Source organism: Sulfolobus sp. A20 (genome assembly GCF_001719125.1).
GTDB lineage: Archaea > Thermoproteota > Thermoprotei_A > Sulfolobales > Sulfolobaceae > Saccharolobus.
Genome location: NZ_CP017006.1, coordinates 2,262,749 through 2,279,811, shown reverse-complemented (window position 1 = coordinate 2,279,811; position 17,063 = coordinate 2,262,749). Strand labels below are relative to the sequence as shown.

Genomic DNA, 17,063 nt, shown 5'->3' with positions numbered 1-17,063 from the left:
TTATTATTAGCTTAGATCGTTTTAAAGGCCAGATTTAAACTTTTTCCCATAATTACTATTTGGTATAATTACGATGAACGTGATAAAAGAACGGCAAACCTCGCCTTTTAAGGCGGGGTAAATGTCTTTAAACTCTTTTTCCCACCTTTTCCTATGACACTCCCTTCTGGTCAACTTCAAGAAGATGAGGAGCCGATCATTACTCCTGCAATATCAGAGCTTCCGCACAATCGTAGTTAGACTATTCCCTAACAGTTTTCAGTAAAGGAAACTAATTAAGTTAGCTGACGTATTTGCTAAGATGTGGAACGAGGTAAACTACGAGAGAAGACAACAGTTCTTCCAACAGAAAAAGAGTAGGACTTCAAGGGTACTTGGGACAAGTATTATGAGAAGTATAAAGGTGAATTAGGCGTTGACGCTCAAGCAGTATTGCAGAAAAACAATGAAGTTTTATTCTTTTCATTACTGAAGAAGAAAGGCTTACCACCCTTCATTCAACAGGATCTAACGTTACCTCCTCAACTATTAGCTGTTATTTAAAAACGCTAGTAAACATGGAGAAGCTTTCAATATATGGGGAGAAGAGGAGGGCTAGGTGGTACTACAAGATCACATCCCCAATGATCTCGCTTATGTTTTATGCAGAGGCAAAGTATAATGTATCATTTACATTTTATTGTCATATCGTAATACATTAACCCTTTAAGGAATTAAAAGGTCTTATTTAAAACTCGCAGGTATAAGATGAGGTTCGCCCTTAACGCAGGAATTAAAAGTATTTAAACTCCCTTTTCTCTCTTCTTTGTGAGTAGTAGAGCTATTAGTAATGTTGAGTTAGGAATAATTAGGCTAGTGATTAGCTCTAAAGAGAGGAAGTTTTTTAGGAAGGGGAAAATAAGGCATTGTTAACCTCAACACGGATCCTTGTCTAGTTTGATGTTAACCAAGTACATATTATTGGCATAACGCTTAAAGTTGAGGAAAGGGCTATTTTTAATACTTCTTTTTACTATATACATTAACATGGAGTTTGATGACCTCTTCAAGTTAAAGCCCGTATATGACTTTGATGTCATTAAGGGAAAGTTAGCTTACGTAATTTGGAAAGATAAACCTATAGCATATATACATAATGAGGGAGAGATCAGTGTTGATGGATATGTTGATGAAGTTAAGTGGGTTAATGATAAGAAGTTAGCTTTAGTTATAGACCCTAATGGAGGAGAGGTTAGGCAAATATGGTTAAGAGAGAAGGACGGAAAGTTAGAGAAAATATTGACTGATAAATATGATAATTCATCACCTTACTTTATAGATGAATATAAGTTCCTCTTTATATCAAATAGGGATGGGAAAACCCTACACTTATATTTGTATGATAATGGAGAAATTATGAAAATTAGTGAAGGAGAACTTCCCGTAACGGATTACTGTTCTGACAAAAACAAAGTAGTTTATTCTCAAGGGATATATGATAATGACTTAATCATATTCGACTTGAAGAGAAACGTTAGAGAGAATATAATTTCATTTCCCAACTCTGAGGAGTACCCTGCAAGTAATAATTGTGTTGGAGATGATGGGAGTATTATCTTCATTTCTAACAAGGATGACTTCTTTAACGTAGGTATGTGGAAGGAAGGAGAGAAATGGCTGATTAAATCCAATCATGATAAGCTCGAAGCTACGTTCTTTAAGGGTAAGTTATTTTATGTAGAGGACATTGAAGGAACATTTATGCTTAAGAGTGATGATAAAGTTATTTTCGAAGGTGGTTTGATAGGCTCTCTGAATGTTGATGAAAGCTTATACTTCTTAGCATCTACTTATAATAGGAGCTATGACTTATATCGTTATGATGGAGTTAAAGTTATGAGAATAACTGATTCGATGAATGGTATTAAGACAAGCGAATTCGTAAAGCCGAATAAGGTTAAGTATAAGTCATTTGACGGTTTAGAAATAACCGCATTACTTTACTCAAAGGGAAACGAAGATAAGGGAGTAGTTTATATTCACGGTGGACCGGATTGGGAGTGCACTGAGTCATTTAATACGGACATACAGTTTCTAGTTAAAGCCGGTTTTAAAGTAGTATGCCCAAATTATAGGGGTTCCACTGGTTATGGAAGGAGATTTAATCACCTTAATGATAAGGACTTAGGTGGAGGAGATTTAAGAGATGTAGTTGAGGCTGTTAAAGTGTTAGGAGTGAACAAGGTAGCAGTAGTTGGAGGGAGTTATGGTGGTTATCTAACCATGATGGCTATAACTAAGTATCCAGAGATTTGGTGTTCGGCTGTTGCAATTGTGCCTTTCGTTAATTGGTTTACTGAAAAGCAGTTTGAAAGGGAGTATTTAAAACAATACGATGAGATAAAAATAGGTAATGATGAGGCTTTATTAAGGGATAGATCTCCTATATTCTTTGTGGACAAGATAAGGTCACCCCTATTGTTATTAGCGGGGGAAAACGATCCTAGATGTCCTGCTGAGGAAACAATGCAGGTTGTAAATAAGTTAAAGGAATTGGGAAGGGATGTTGAATATAAGATATATAAGGATGAGGGGCACGGATTTGCTAAGAAGGAGAATGAAGTTGATGCCGTTAAAAGAATTGTAGAGTTCGTCTCCTCCCACTGTAAGCGTATGGATTAAAGTTATTTAGGAACTTTTTTAAGTGATAATTTTCCAAAAGACTCTTCGCAATCACTCTTAAAAGGGCTACAATTACTGATAAGAAGTATTGATAAAAAGAAGGTAATGCGGGAGGGGATCAAAAGTACAGTAGAAAGGGCTTCATGTTTGTTGAAGAGCTTTATTGTTAGTTTCAAAAGAGTTTAAGAGCAAACTTTTTAATTTTTCAAAATTCTTATCATCTCGTGATATTTGAAGTATTTAATTACGTTAGGAATAGTTGCTTTCGCGATTTCTGGAGCTTTAAAAGGAATTAAGAAAGACATGGATATTTTGGGGGTATTGGTCTTAGGCTTTTCCACGGCTTTGGGAGGAGGGATAATTGCTGATTTATTATTAGGGAAGACTCCCCCTATTAACTTAGTTTACTATCCCTATCCTCTAACCGCCTTTTTATCAAGTCTCGCCACTTTCATTTTCTATAAGATTTTTACTAATGTTAAAAAACCACTAATTTACGCTGACGCTATAGGATTAGCTGCATTTGCTTCAGCTGGAGCGTCGTTAGCTTACTCGATCTCTCCAAATCCTTTATTAGTAATGTTCATAGGTACAATTACAGCTGTAGGAGGAGGAGTTATAAGGGACATTTTATCAAATGAGACTCCTCTGGTATTAAGAAGGGAATTTTACGCTACTGCAGCCATAATAGGTTCATTAATCTACTTCGCTGTAAGAAGTGTTTTTAATGAAGCTAGCGCATTGGAGTTTTCCTTCTTAATAACACTAACGTTAAGAATATTAGCCATAAGGTTTAACTGGGAGTTACCTAGGAGAGAAATTAATTCTTCATGAATTTTTCTCAAATGTTTAATGCTAAAACACGTTTTCACGATCATTTTTAACGTTTAATAAGCCATAAAATCTTCAATGATAGATAGTATTATGTTTAAAAGAGTGGACTGATAATTAAACGTAATTTCTCAAATTATAGAATTATCCTAAATGAGTTAAAGTAGAGGAATTTAAAGTTTATTAACCAAATTAAACAATATAAACATATGAGTGGAATAGATAAGATATTAGCTAATCTAGGAAAAGAAATGAGCTTTCAAGTGTTAGGTGTGACGTGTGATAACTGTGTTAATAAGGTTAGGAGAGCGTTAAAAACTGTTAAAGGGATAGAGGAGATATCAATCAAGCCAGATTATAGTCACTTCATCGCTCACGTAACTATAAGGTACAAAGGAGAAGTGGATAAAAAGGAGATTGAAGAGGCTATACAAGAGGCATCAGATGAGACTCCTTATCATGAATATAAGGTTAAGTGGGAATGAATTGATCTAAAATTTTTTATCAAAATTTTTTGAGATATAATTCATGTATAAAGATTAAAAAGCCTCTAAAATAAAAAGCTGCTGAGATCTAAACACTGGAATAAGTGAAAAGTATAACGAGCATTTTCCACTAAAATTTTCTCTACACTCGTGAGAGAAAGATTAAACGTAATTTTATGAAGTGTGGAAAGGATGTCTGACCTCTTCCCCTTAGAGAGTTCCCTTAGTGTGGTTAACTGGTTTACCACCTTCATAGCTACTGGGCTTTTACGCCCATTCGTTCAGCGAAAGCTTGGTCTTCAGCCATATTACCCTATCCCTTTTCCCCACTCTCCTTAAGGCTATTATTGAGGAGGAAGACATTCTCATTACCTCTTTTTGACTTCCCTCAATGATTTTCCTTCACTAAAAGCTTTTCCCAAGGCGAGGCTTTCCCTACTTTGTAAGTTTATGGCTATATTAAGCTGTTACAATATAGTTGTATTTGAATGACCATAAACTTTTAAAATTACAACTGGAATTCATATGTATGCCTAAAGAACTAACACCTTTGGAACAATTACAACTCCTTGTGCCAGGCTATAGGGGATATAAGGTAAAGGACTTAATTAGACAAGACGATTTTCTAATTAGACAATCTACTATTTCTAAGTTACAAAATGCGATTAATAACTTGTCAATGATCGAATCGCAAATAGTTTCATCAAATCCGTTTTCTCCTATACTTAAGCGTATAGAGTTCATAATTTCTGAGATTAGAACTTTGATTGGAATCATCTTATCTTCTCAAGGTGGAGGAGCTGATGTTTATGCTAGGTATAAGATTCAGACTGAGCAATTAGATGAGATAGTTAAAAATGATTTGGAAATGATTTCCTTAGCAAATCAAGTTTATAACTTGTCTTCATCTCTTGATAACTTAGAGCAAATTCCCCTGCTATTAAATCAGATAAGACAAGTATTAATTTCTAGAGATAAGCTATTTTTCCCACAAGAATATAGATAGAAAAATTTTTTAATTTGAACTCAAAAATGGAAGTGATAAATATGTCGATTTCAATCAGAGGACAAGTAATAAGTACTGAGTTAGAAAATGGAGCATCTTACATGGCTCCGGATGTAATAGTCTTCAGATATCCTAAAGAAAATATAACCTCTAAGTCGATAATAATCGTACAGCCCACTGAAAACGCTGTAGTAATAATTCAAGGTCAAGTTCAAGCTGTTTTACAGCCTGGTACACATAACGTTCAGTCTCCTCAAAATCCTCTTTCTTCCATATTATCAAAATTTAGGTATAACGCACTTCCATACGATAGTATTGTCTATTTCGTCTCTTTAACTAGACATGAGGTTAGAGTTTCCGGAGTGAGTCAGACTGACGATTTAGTTCCCCTAGAGTATGAGGTAGCTGTGTATTATAAAGTATCTAATCCCTCTTTGTTAGTTACCAACATTCAGTTTGGAGCTCAGTACTTTAAGGATGCTGATTTAGCTATGTATATATCTCCTATAATAGATCAAGAGGTTAGCCAAGTATTAAACCATGTTAAATTGGTCGAAGTGTTCAAGAAGTTCGCTGACATATCAACGGCTGTTACAGCGGGATTAAAGACGTTCTTAGCAGAGATTGGAATAGAGTTAATATCAGTGAGGATAACTAAGCTGATTCCACAAGATCCAGAGTTAAGGAGAATTCTACAGTTAAGGGATTTAGGGATAGAAATTTATGATGCTGTAAGAATGGGGTTGGCTAGGATATTAGCAGAGAGTAGAGATCCTTCAAGTGTAAATATGGCATTAGGAGTTCCTTACTTCCCACAATTATCTAGCATAGTAATAGGAGGATATTTGCCATTCACTTATCCCGGAGCTGGTCAGCAACAATTACCTCAACTGCAGACGTTATTGAGGCAAGTGTTAGGAGGAGGGCAGACTAGCAGTGGTGGAGGAGAAGGCAACAAGTAGGATTTTAGGCTGGAACGTGTTAACGGGTATTGGATATAGTTTTATTTTAACTATTATCATGGGAGTATTGGCACTAATAGTTAAAGCCTTTTATCCCCCAACCGTTATACAAATATCTCCAATAGCTTCGCTAATAATTTCCCCCGCATTAGGTATCATACAATTAATAGTCTTAGCCCTCTTCATAGCCTTCGTTAGTCCATTAAGGAGTAAGGTAGCTGAATCAAACTTAAGACAAGTAAGAAAAATAGGAATTTACACTTCTCTAGGATATTTAGCATTTTCCTTATTGCCATTTGCATTTGTCGTACCTTATATTCAAACGTATATAGGATTAATTATAGCGTTTAACGTTCTCAATGGCAGTTTCGGTGGAGCCCTTGCAACTTTCTTTTAAAAACTAATTTTTTCCATTTTTGAATTGAGTTGGCGAGATTTATTGTGTTTAAGCTTTTCTATAAGGATTTTATTTAATTAAAAAGATCATAATCCGTATAAGAAGAGGAAGATGACGACTCCTAAATAAATAACTGAACCTGTTATTAGGCAAATTTTCGTGTTATTTACTATACTCTTGGGTAAAAAATTGTCCAAACAGTACTTACTCCCCCCATAAATTATAAAGTATACGTCTAAGATCATCATTAATAAATTCAATCCGTATTCTTCTGCCCCTGTCCAAGAAGCCGATAAGAAGTAAATTAGGTTAGTATAAAAGGCAGTTGTAGAACTCAGCTTTACACCTAAGCCTAACAGAAGACTTATACCAAAGCTTATTTCTCCTATCATGACTAGAATACCAGTGAGTATAGGATGGGGAAAAGCTACAGCGTATAAGAATCCCCTAATTATTGAGCCTTGTGAAAAGTATTGTATGGTCAATCCGACGTATTGATTAGAGTTAGGGTTTAGGAATCCAGGGTTAAGTAGCTTACCTATAACTCCTGCATAAAGCCATATTGAAGCTAAGGATATCCTCACAATAGTGTTCCAAATTTCGTCAGAAGTGAAAACCCTACTCACCTATCATCACTTCATTTATACGTTTAGATATTACGTAAATGTAATATAATGATATAGATGATATAATTACTCCTATTAAAACTGGAGACGCTAACATGAAGGCTTGCAATATCCCCCCAGTCCAGGCTCCAAATAAGAAAGTTCCGTATTTCCACGCTAATCCCTTGGTAATTGGTAACGTGGCTGACGATAGATAAAGTAGGGAATTTATTGCTGTTGGCGTTAAACAACATATTCCAGCTATAGTGCCTATAGAAGGTACGGAGGCAGTTAGGAAACCACCCGTAACGTTTAAGCCATAGATTCTAAGAGTTTTAGGGATGGGGAAATTATAAAGATTTAATGAAACGTATATTAGCGATATAATGTAGTATGAGAGTATGAGGGAAAGGGTTAGGAATATGTCTACAAGAGTTCCAAAAACTAGGAGTAGTGGATTTAAGACGAGGTAAGTATTGCCTATTAAATTTATCACGTTAATACCATAACCTTCGTAACTCGTAACTGTAAGAGAAGTGAAATAGGAATCTACGTTTATCCCGGGTATAATTAAAATCCCAGAGGTTATCATAAAGGAGATTAAGTATGAAATAAAATAGGTTAATACTAGTAACTTACCTATCTTATCTTTGAGGATAGCCCTTATAACGCTTCTAACCCTCATTGGACCTCTGATTAGGATAAACCTATTCCCCTTCCTATTATACAAGATTGTCCCTATAATTAATGATAGAATTAGGCTGACAATAGAGAATGTAAGGAAGGGATAAAGAAATGTAGCTTGTCCAGTATCTGATAAGGGAGAGTACCACAATTCCAAAATTCTTATACCATTAACTATTATTGGTAAAATTACGGTAGCATCAAAGAATATGAAAAAATAGAAAATAGGATTGATTGCCTTCCTCATCTTATCACCTAACAGTGTAATCCAGTCACTGGAGGTAACAGGACGTTATTTACTAAATAGTTACCCGTTGAAACTTGAACTGGCAATGCTATTGCTGGGGCAGTGGTTAAAGGAACTTCATATGCTACACTTAAAGAGGATAGGGATATTAGGACTATAATACCCCCAGTCTGAACATTACCGTGGATTATCACGAACGCATAGCTTCCTCCAGGGGTTAAACCTATCTCAGCTAATCCTGGGGAAGAAGTCTGAGGCAAAGTTATGTTCTTCACTACGTTAAATGATGAAGTGGAGATGACTACTACTTGATTAGCATTTGATGGGGCTTCTAAATAATATTCACCATTAGGTGTGAACACACCTCTTTGGGGAACTAAGCTTCCGGGCATCTTCACAATCCCTAATAAAGTTAAGTTTGGAAGAGAATAGAAACCTATAGAATTATTGCCAGCATACTCAACTGCTAACATGTTGCCTTGAGTATTTGGGCTTAACATGTAAGGCTGGGAACCTGGTGAGGCTGATAACACTTTAATTACTTCTCCACTTGTAGCATTTATTTCATCTACACTATTGTTAAACCTCATTGGGACTAGTATTATATCTGGATTGGCTGGATCCCATCTTATATCGCACGGATAGTACGTCCTTCCAGTAGGTGAAACGAATTTTTGACTCCACATAACTTGTAAGGTGTTAGCGTTGATAACTTCTACTACTCCAGACGGACCATCAGCTATTGCGATATATCTCATATCTGGGGAATAAGCGACTCCAATAAACCCAATTGAGTTGCCCACTGTGAAGCTTTTTATTACCTTCATATTTGAAGTATTGAAAGCATACACTGTACCATTATTTAACGGCATTAAAACTATTTGGTTCAGGTTTATCATGGAGTTGTAAGGTAATTCCTCCCAGTAATAGACTTGTGTCGGTACATTAGTTGAAACGTTAATAACGTGTTGGAAGCCTAGAAATGAAGACGATGTAGAGAATGGATTCACTATCATTCCGATACCTTTTTGTGTCAAGACGAGGAAATAGAAGTTATTGTTTACTGGCGTTGACGTTGATGTAGAGGAAGTAATAGTAGGTGTAATTGTTGTAGTGGTTGAGGGTTTTAACATTAAATAAGCTGCTCCAAAACCTATAGCTATTATAACCAAGAACCCTATCAAGAGGAGTAGTTTATAATTCATATCTTGTGTTAAATAATTAGTGCATAAAAATCTAACCTATTTATAAACCCATTTTTTCATTTTTGTGCAAAATTATAGATTAAGTTATCTTATTCCTTAGTTAATAGAACCCTCCTTCTTGAGTATCTGAGTAGGGGAGATAATAAGAAGGTTACGAATAAGAGATACAATTAGCCTTATGATTCCCTTATCCCTCCCCACTCTACCTTCTTGGAAGGTATGAGATAGGTTTAAAAATTATATGCCTTCTCCCCCGCCCTAAAGGGCAAGGTTTTCCTCACCTTTGTAAGTCAGAGAAGAGCCTAGGCAGGAACTTCATAAGGTGACTTATCAAGTTTTAAAAGAAGGATTTAGTCTTCATCACAAGCCTGATTTCTTCTAGGTTTTTAAAATAAGTTCCTTATTAAACACTATTTCATTTATTAACTTAAAAATAGGTTGCACTAATTTGTATGATTTATATACCTTTTAATGCAATATAATAAACAGAAATGATTGTTAAGCTAAACATTAACGATTACAGTCCTATCCTAGACGTGGAGAAGTACGGAAGATTATTTTTATTGAGAGAGGTGAAGAAGCTCGACTTCGGTTATTCTGCTAAGATGAGTATACTAAAGAAAAATTTTAATGTCTTAGTAAACGTTAAAAGCGATTCCATAAGCATAATAGAAAATGATGGAAGATTTTACATAAATGTAAAATTTAATAAAAAAGGAGAAGCTGAGATAAACGTCAATGCCTCGCCAGTCTTACGTTTAGCTTTATCCGCCATAGAGTTGAAGATAGCCAAGAACTTAGAGGAGTACGCAAAGTATATTTGTAAAACGGTAACAGTAGTTAACAAGAGTAGTAATAATTTTATTCTTGAGTTATTTAGAACTAAACCCGTAAAGACGATTGACTTAAGGGGGACTGTTTGTCCAGTACCAGAGATTGAGGCTAAGAAAGCTATAATGAGCTCTAAGCCCTACGATCCGATAGAAGTATTAGTAGATCATCCTGGAGCAATAATTTACACCTTACCGGAGGTGGCTAAAATTTTCAACTGCAGATACGAGGTGAGGAACATGGGAGATTATGCTTCTTTTATATTCATTTGTGGTAAAATAGAGAGTGACTCATTAAAAATTGACTTAAACGATGTGAAAAATATTATGAGAGATGAGAAACAAATAGCTAAATTATATACTTATTTCGATAAGATTATCAAGCAAGATAAGGTAAACAAGATCACTAATGATCTATTTAACGTAGAAGGCTTAAAATTAATAGTAGCCTCTCCAGAGGGTAGAGGATGGCTTTTTACGGGTCTGTTTAAGGACGGCAAATTATTGTCTGCTAGGTTAGAATCTGACAACGTAAGATTATTTGATGAAGAAGCCTTTTATTACATAATGGGACTAGAGGGCATGATTAACGTTTATTATTTAACACACGAAGGTTAAAAAACTAGTACTGCTTTAGATTCTGAACTCTTAAGGGCAAACTCTGAGACTCCACTAATCTTAACCTTAAACAAGAGATCTTCTTCCTTTATACCTTTTACCTTCATACCAAATTCACAGGCTACTATTTCAACATCATCCTCTCCCAACTCTAACAAGTTGTCGATATAATACTTTAATGGTTTAGCGTTTGGCAATGAAATTTTTTCAACCTCTCTTGTTAAAGCCTTTAACGCGTCCATTGTGAAGAACATGTAAACTCTACTTCCTGCTGAAACATAACCAATAGCGGTTATGAATCCCATGTACAATTTTTCTAATTCTCCAGAGACCATAAAGAAAGAATATAGTTCACGCAAGAACCTTCACCCTCACATATTTAACAAAGGAATACCAGAACCACATTAGACATGCTATTACCGAAGTATAACCAGCTAACCTAACAAACATGTTTCCACCTATTATTGAATTACCTATTACGAATAGTCCCATTATCTCTAAGGCTATAGCTATTGGAGATATGAGGTCAATGACACCAAAAGATGATTTAACGTTCTCAGCTTGCTGTACTATTTTAACTAAGTTATACCAGAATAATGACAAACCTACAAATACTAAGAAATAACATATCCATAAGGTTGCGGTTAAATATCCCTCAAATTGTTGTGGAATTACGTAAACTGCTAAGTTTCCATTAGATAAGGCTAGACTATTTGAACTAGTTAGATAAATTTCAGAGAACTTATACCAACCTATAGCGAATAATGACAAAACGATTGGAGCTAGGAGTCTCCTAACTGTCTGCATTTCTCATAACCTCTCTTGAACCTTAACTGCTAAATAAACTCCGCCTAGCATTCCAAAAAGGAATATAATCCCATCGTAACCTAGTTGTGTGAAATTTGTCCACATCAAACCTACATTACATCCTAAAGCCATTCTAACACCTATGCCCACTAAAACTCCACCTAAAAAGCCTATTAACAATCTCTTCTTCTCCCTAGGAATTCTTATCTTGAAGTCTCCACTTAAGTAAGAGGACAGGAAAGCTCCTACACATAGCATGACTACCATTAATACACTAGGGTCAACTATCGGTAATGAGTCATTAAACCAAGGAGTATTCAAAAAGAGATGAACATTACCCAACATTAATAAATACTCAAAGAACCTTCCACCATCTGAGGAAGTAATAACTAAGTAGTTGAAAGTATATCCTGCCCCTATTATGAAAACCATAATCATATCCAAGGCTAGAATTATGGTTGATAAGTTAGTCCCATAGGGCTTTCTAAGGAGCAACATATCCTTAGCCTCTTGACTTAATTTAACCTTTTGTGAAGGCACAGTTGGAAATGGAAGATTTCCAAAGGATTTGATAGCTGATAAGGATGGTAAGCCAAATCCGCTACGCCCCCATTTCATCTTCGTATAACGTTGCAAGTATAAACCTATTCCTATAAGGGGTATTCCGAAAATAAAAGCCGTTATGAGGACAGATGTATCAGACACGTTATGAAACAATAGATAAGGAACGTACTCTATGTAACCACCAGAGGTCGTAGATAGTATTCCCTTTTCCATAGTGACCAATTGGAATGGCCATATTCCTATTGCGAAAATATAAGTACCAATCATCATACCAAATAACTCTATCCAGTTTTGCACATATCCAGAAGCAGCCCTATACAGCATTGATAAATTACAACCCCCAGCTAATGCTGCCCCAAAACCAAAAATAAATGAGCCTACTAAAATATACCAGCCTGCAAAGTAATTGAAATAGTATTGATCACTAGCTGGTATTATTCCCAATCCTACTAATATTCCAGCCCCTAACGCTGATAGCCCAAAAAGTATGAGTAAAGCACCAAACCTCTCATAGCTCTTAACGGTGAAGATTGAGGTCATCGCATTTACGAAGCAATAGTTTCCCCTTTGGGCAGTCCAACCTAGGATAAAGCCAGATAATGCAAAGACTGCAAAAACAACTGACCAACTGTAGGAAAAAACGGGATTCAATACCATAGCTGGCATCTTATTAACCCACCTTTAGTATCCTAAACTTATATACCTCACCATCTTTTATAATAACATAAGGATAACCTTGAGATTTACAAAGTGAAGGTAAAGTAACATCTACAGCAGGCTGATGATCCGTTAAAACTTCAAGGATTTGACCAGCTTTCATCTTTTTAAGTTTTTTACTCGCCATCATCTCCGGAACTGGGCAAGACTCCCCTCTAACGTCAAGAATTTCATCTGGTTGTCTTAACTTTAACTCTTCACTCATTTCAAACACCTAAATAAATGAGAAGGAATTAGCTTATTTAAAATTTGAGGATTTAAATACCTTTGATTTACTTATTGTGAAAATTACTTAATTATTTTATCACGGTATAAATTGTGGTATCTCCCTTTCTAGTGACGTGTACATTTACACGAAAGTACTCTAAGACTTTTATTATATCTTGTTCCTGCGAGCTGTTAGTTTCTACGATAATTTCAAGTACATCACCTTCTCTTAATTTCTTTAACTTGGAATAAACCAACATTTGAGGAACGGAACAGCATAAGCCAATTAGGTTTAATGTAGTTTTCATTTAATATAAACTATCCATTGCCATATAAATAACTAAAGAGATACCCTTTCCCTCTTTTATAATTCTTCTACATGAGAAGATATGACGATTGAGGAGCTATTTTAGTGATAAGAGAACGGCAAACCCTAAAGGAAGATAGATGGATGAAGAGAAAAGAGTTTAAATTACGCCCTAAAGAACGAGAATTTCCTCAAATTCGTAAACGTGATTGTAGAGGAATATAGGGAAAGAATACTAAAAGGGAAGACACAGAGAGAATAAAGAGTGCCTATTAGAGCTAAACAGTTTTATGCTTATTTAGACGGTGAGAGATCGAGAGAAAGAGAAGGATTGGCAGTTGTAGATTCTTCAGTAGTCATCAAGTGATTTGCTAAAGAGGAGAACAGTGAAGACGGAATTAGACTCAAGAAAGCTTACAGTGAAAGCATTATAGATCTTAAAGATCTTTTTGAAGTCATTAACTAACTTAAGCACAACTAAAACTTAGGAGAGAAATAACTTGCAACAGTCTAAAAATAAATGTTTTTTAACTTCTCAAGGTAGTAGATTAATATAATGTATACTAAGACAGTCGCCTTGCTTCTTACGCTACTTCTCTTATGCCTTTCGTCAATCTCGATTCATTCCACTCAAGAGATAATTTATGGACCTACAAACTATGGATATGAATTTGGATACGTGAGAATGAACGGAATCCAGTCTATAATAAAAATGTATAATTTATCTGTAACGTCTGGCTCACCGTCGATCTCCATACAACAGAATATTAACCTAAATATCAACGGAGAGGACACGTTCGTCCAGAATGTAGTACAACCTTTAACTATCAATAAATCTATGTGGACTACTAGTATTTACTATAACGGGCACTTTACCGTCTCCTTTTTTTCCTACCTTATAGGAAGTGAGATAAACTTGACCACTATTTGGGCTCCAAAGGGAAACATAACCACAATAACCTTTTACGCATCAAACGGGACCTCAACCTTCAATAAGAGTTACGTCTTGGAAGGAAAGTTTATGGACATAATATATGACGGTTATACTATTGGGACTGTTGTAGGGGGATACGGGAATGGGGAGACAGCTTATCTGGCTAAGGGTTTTAATATATCAATAGCAACCTTCTACGAGTACAATGGAAGCTGGTATGTCCCACCAGTAGTTTATAGCGGTTTTCCAAACACTGGAGAACAAGCCTTTAACGGTAAGGCGTATTTTTACGACGGAAAGGTCTGGGTTGTATATGGTAACGTCTCTGGCCCTCAACTACTGTATAACTTCAGTGTTGTCATAGTCAATAACACAGTATATACTTTCCCTCCAAACAGCTTATGGGTTTTAAACAATCAACGCTTTTTCGAAAATCAAACTTCATTTGAAATTGGAGATAAGTTAAGCCCATTCATGACCATAAACTATACATTTATCCTAGAGAAGAAAATAGAATTGACTTTTCCCCAACCCGTGGAAATAGACGGTGTAAAGTCGAAGGTGTTTTATCTTCCTTGCCCTGAGACTGTGTACATAGACGAGGGCGGGAAGCTTATCGCAGAGTACGTTAACTCTTCTATTAACTTTAGTTCGTTATCATATACCACAAGTTCGTTACCGTCAGAGGGTTTAGTATTGTATGTCGTTATCATAACTCTAGCAGTGGTGTTGTTGTTACTCCTTCCGACTAAATACGTGAGAAGGAAAGGAGGCTGACTTACTCGCACAAACGATGAGGCTTTATTTATTCGAACTGGCTTGCTTTTTTCTTATCCCTTTAGAATTCTCGCTAAGCGTCTCTCCCTAGAAAGCAGTATGGACAGAAGTATAATGAGGATTAATGATGTGACTGATTCTAGAAAGAATATCCCTCTAGCACTGGAAATCACACTATAATCTCCGTAAGCAAAAAGGGTGAGGGCGATAACTCCCAATACTATGTGCAAAATTGATCTTCTATATAAACTGAAAATTGAGAGAAAGGCTACAAATAAACTAACGTATAATAATGTAACTGAAGGGTAAATCAAAGAGTTGTAAAAGAGAGTGTAGTTAACATTGCCTATGAGTGAGGCAATAACGGCTACTAAACCTAAAATATAAATTGTTCTCCTACTCACGTTAAAACCGTGAGATAAAAGATTATTTAGCATGAAAAATTCCGCAAATATTAAACCAATATTACCTAAAGCTGTACCATAAACTGCAACACTATTCTGTACTAAAAAAGAACCATACAATAAGAAAATAGAGGAAATACCATACCCTAATAGAACATAAAACGAGAACTTTCTCTCAAATCTTACAAAGGTGGAAAGGGTTATACACACTACTACTAGGGATGAGGATAATATGTTCAAGAACAGTGAAGATAGTTGGACAGGAACTGTACTTACGCTAAATTTCCATCCTATGGGCAAGACTAAGGCCATCTGAGAAAAAGCTATTGCGGGAAAGGCGTAATACGAGTATTTACTTAAACTCAATCCTATTGCAACTAAAGAAACTAAAAGAGTAACAAGTGTTGCACTTAAGCCATCTAAGTTGAGTACGTAGTAAGACACATATATTGACGTATAAATAACGTATAAGTAATAGCTTATTATCCAGCTTATTAGGAATAAAATAGATAAAACGTTCTTCTTTAACGTTTTAACGTAATTATATAAGCCCTCATAATCCCAATTAACGTTTATTAAGGAATATGTCAGGAATGCTATAACCAAACCCAAAACGAGAGAAAAAACAGTTATGAAGGGAGAAAAGTGGAGAGAAGCTAGTATTCCAGGGGCTAAAGTGGTTAGAACTAGAGACAATATTATTATTCCTTTATTCACGACATAAAATAGCACAATCTAAAGTTATATCATTTTTCCCAGATCGTTAGATGTTAAAGTTGAGGAAATGTAGTTAAACCTTTTATCGATCATAAAAATTATAGAGTTGAGGAAAGCCTTATGACAAGGAGAAAGTCAGCAGGTCCAGAAAAGGATGAAGTGAGAGAAAAGGGGTACTTAACAATTGCTGCGGATAAGTGCTAAATAGCATGCCAACTGTAAAGTGATGAAAATGAAGGTGGTAAACCATAAGCCCATGAAGAGCACTAAGGGAACCTTTAAAGAAGTGAGGAGTTCAGAGATTAAGTTTAATAACCTTCGAGGCGTAATTAGTTTTATGAAGATAGTAATATTCTCGTCAAGTAGAGAAGCTGAAATGGAGGAACCGGTTTTCTGTGATAGAGATACCGTGAGAGTTGATGCTAGCAAGTGTACTGGTAAGAGTTTAGGGATAGCCCCTTTCATAGCTAGATACTTAAAAGATTTAGGTTTTTACGTAATCGTGGTTGATCCATTTGCAGATGAAGCTTCTTATGAGGCAGATGAGGTAATAAAGGGAACTACTTTCCAAATCCCGGATGAAGTAGTTAAGGACAACTATGTGGTAGTGGCAACTAGGCACGTTTATGATACTTGGGCTATCATGAAATCAATATTAGGAGGGGCTAAAGAGATTGCTGTTATTATGAGCTTGAAGAGAGCTGAGGTTATACTGAAGAGACTAATGCAGGCAGGAATTGAAAGAGAGAAGCTCAGAAATCTCAGATTACCTGCAGGACTAGACATAGGGGCAAAAACCGAGAAAGAAATAGCCTTATCTATTGTCGCTGAAATACTGGCTGTGACTAGGAATACTACCGCAAGACCATTAAGGGATGTAAAAGGTTTCGAGAAATTGTTAGAGAAAATTACCTAGAGCCTCTTTCTAATATAAACGCTTGAAGCTAACCCCGTTAAATGAAACTAGAAAGGAAAGAGTCTATTCAACGTTCTACCTTATTTATCTTTTTCAAAGCACCATTAACTTCGCTATGAAGTCCATCAAATAGAGCTTTTTCTGCAAAAAGGATTTAACTCTTTAATAAGTAAAGGGCTTTT

The 17,063-nt window shown here is 35.7% G+C and carries 18 protein-coding genes; 9 read left to right on the top strand and 9 right to left on the bottom strand.

What is annotated here, in order from left to right; translation table 11 throughout:
• Positions 1–1,026: 1,026 nt before the first annotated feature.
• The 6 genes from BFU36_RS11795 (at position 1,027) to BFU36_RS11770 (ending at position 6,342) form a co-directional block, all read left to right on the top strand.
• Entirely contained in the window at positions 1,027–2,661 is a 1,635-nt protein-coding gene (locus BFU36_RS11795) for a S9 family peptidase (RefSeq protein WP_069284772.1), read from the top strand.
• Between the two features lie 231 nt (positions 2,662–2,892).
• Positions 2,893–3,495 (top strand): trimeric intracellular cation channel family protein, encoded by a 603-nt coding sequence (locus BFU36_RS11790; protein ID WP_069284207.1) that lies wholly within the window; start codon positions 2,893–2,895, stop codon positions 3,493–3,495.
• Between the two features lie 206 nt (positions 3,496–3,701).
• Entirely contained in the window at positions 3,702–3,977 is a 276-nt protein-coding gene (locus BFU36_RS11785) for a heavy metal-associated domain-containing protein (protein WP_069284206.1), read from the top strand.
• 529 nt (positions 3,978–4,506) lie between these two features.
• Positions 4,507–4,983 carry a hypothetical protein gene (locus BFU36_RS11780; protein ID WP_069284205.1) on the top strand — a complete coding sequence of 159 codons (477 nt, stop codon included), beginning with the start codon at positions 4,507–4,509 and terminating at the stop codon, positions 4,981–4,983.
• A gap of 41 nt (positions 4,984–5,024) precedes the next feature.
• On the top strand, positions 5,025–5,945 hold the full coding sequence (locus BFU36_RS11775) for an SPFH domain-containing protein (RefSeq protein ID WP_069284771.1): 921 nt from the start codon (positions 5,025–5,027) through the stop codon (positions 5,943–5,945).
• Entirely contained in the window at positions 5,920–6,342 is a 423-nt protein-coding gene (locus tag BFU36_RS11770) for a hypothetical protein (RefSeq protein ID WP_069284204.1), read from the top strand. Before BFU36_RS11775 ends, BFU36_RS11770 begins: the two co-directional genes overlap by 26 nt.
• Before the next feature lie 86 nt (positions 6,343–6,428).
• Here BFU36_RS11770 and BFU36_RS11765 read toward each other — a convergent pair whose 3' ends face one another.
• The 3 genes from BFU36_RS11765 to BFU36_RS11755 are packed head-to-tail and all read right to left on the bottom strand — an operon-like array spanning position 6,429 to position 9,083.
• Entirely contained in the window at positions 6,429–6,968 is a 540-nt protein-coding gene (locus BFU36_RS11765; RefSeq protein ID WP_069284203.1) for a TQO small subunit DoxD, read from the bottom strand.
• The gene (locus BFU36_RS11760) at positions 6,961–7,878 is read right to left on the bottom strand and encodes a hypothetical protein (RefSeq protein WP_069284202.1); all 918 of its coding nucleotides are present in this window, start codon (positions 7,876–7,878) and stop codon (positions 6,961–6,963) included. Before BFU36_RS11760 ends, BFU36_RS11765 begins: the two co-directional genes overlap by 8 nt.
• Before the next feature lie 8 nt (positions 7,879–7,886).
• Positions 7,887–9,083, bottom strand: coding sequence for a YncE family protein (locus BFU36_RS11755; protein WP_069284201.1), 1,197 nt, complete (start codon positions 9,081–9,083; stop codon positions 7,887–7,889).
• A gap of 491 nt (positions 9,084–9,574) precedes the next feature.
• On the opposite strand from BFU36_RS11755, the gene BFU36_RS11750 reads away from it, so the two are divergent.
• Complete coding sequence (locus BFU36_RS11750) at positions 9,575–10,531, top strand: sulfurtransferase TusA family protein (protein WP_069284200.1); 957 nt, start codon at positions 9,575–9,577, stop codon at positions 10,529–10,531.
• Here the strand turns inward: BFU36_RS11750 and BFU36_RS11745 are convergent.
• The 5 genes from BFU36_RS11745 to BFU36_RS11725 form a co-directional block, all read right to left on the bottom strand.
• Positions 10,528–10,866 (bottom strand): DsrE family protein, encoded by a 339-nt coding sequence (locus tag BFU36_RS11745; RefSeq protein ID WP_409349243.1) that lies wholly within the window; start codon positions 10,864–10,866, stop codon positions 10,528–10,530. The genes BFU36_RS11750 and BFU36_RS11745 overlap by 4 nt on opposite strands.
• A gap of 16 nt (positions 10,867–10,882) precedes the next feature.
• Complete coding sequence (locus BFU36_RS14550; protein ID WP_069284198.1) at positions 10,883–11,338, bottom strand: hypothetical protein; 456 nt, start codon at positions 11,336–11,338, stop codon at positions 10,883–10,885.
• A gap of 3 nt (positions 11,339–11,341) precedes the next feature.
• On the bottom strand, positions 11,342–12,568 hold the full coding sequence (locus BFU36_RS11735) for a YeeE/YedE family protein (RefSeq protein WP_069284197.1): 1,227 nt from the start codon (positions 12,566–12,568) through the stop codon (positions 11,342–11,344).
• 4 nt (positions 12,569–12,572) lie between these two features.
• Positions 12,573–12,824, bottom strand: a complete 252-nt coding sequence (locus tag BFU36_RS11730) for a sulfurtransferase TusA family protein (protein WP_069284769.1) — start codon at positions 12,822–12,824, stop codon at positions 12,573–12,575.
• 91 nt (positions 12,825–12,915) lie between these two features.
• Positions 12,916–13,134 carry a sulfurtransferase TusA family protein gene (locus tag BFU36_RS11725; RefSeq protein WP_069284196.1) on the bottom strand — a complete coding sequence of 73 codons (219 nt, stop codon included), beginning with the start codon at positions 13,132–13,134 and terminating at the stop codon, positions 12,916–12,918.
• Between the two features lie 555 nt (positions 13,135–13,689).
• Between BFU36_RS11725 and BFU36_RS14105 the strand changes: the two genes are divergently transcribed.
• Positions 13,690–14,844, top strand: coding sequence for a hypothetical protein (locus BFU36_RS14105; protein WP_069284195.1), 1,155 nt, complete (start codon positions 13,690–13,692; stop codon positions 14,842–14,844).
• 53 nt (positions 14,845–14,897) lie between these two features.
• Here BFU36_RS14105 and BFU36_RS11715 read toward each other — a convergent pair whose 3' ends face one another.
• Complete coding sequence (locus BFU36_RS11715; RefSeq protein ID WP_069284194.1) at positions 14,898–15,965, bottom strand: hypothetical protein; 1,068 nt, start codon at positions 15,963–15,965, stop codon at positions 14,898–14,900.
• Between the two features lie 337 nt (positions 15,966–16,302).
• Here BFU36_RS11715 and BFU36_RS11710 point away from each other — a divergent pair, with 337 nt between their 5' ends.
• Positions 16,303–16,881, top strand: a complete 579-nt coding sequence (locus BFU36_RS11710) for an XdhC family protein (RefSeq protein ID WP_069284768.1) — start codon at positions 16,303–16,305, stop codon at positions 16,879–16,881.
• Positions 16,882–17,063: the final 182 nt, after the last annotated feature.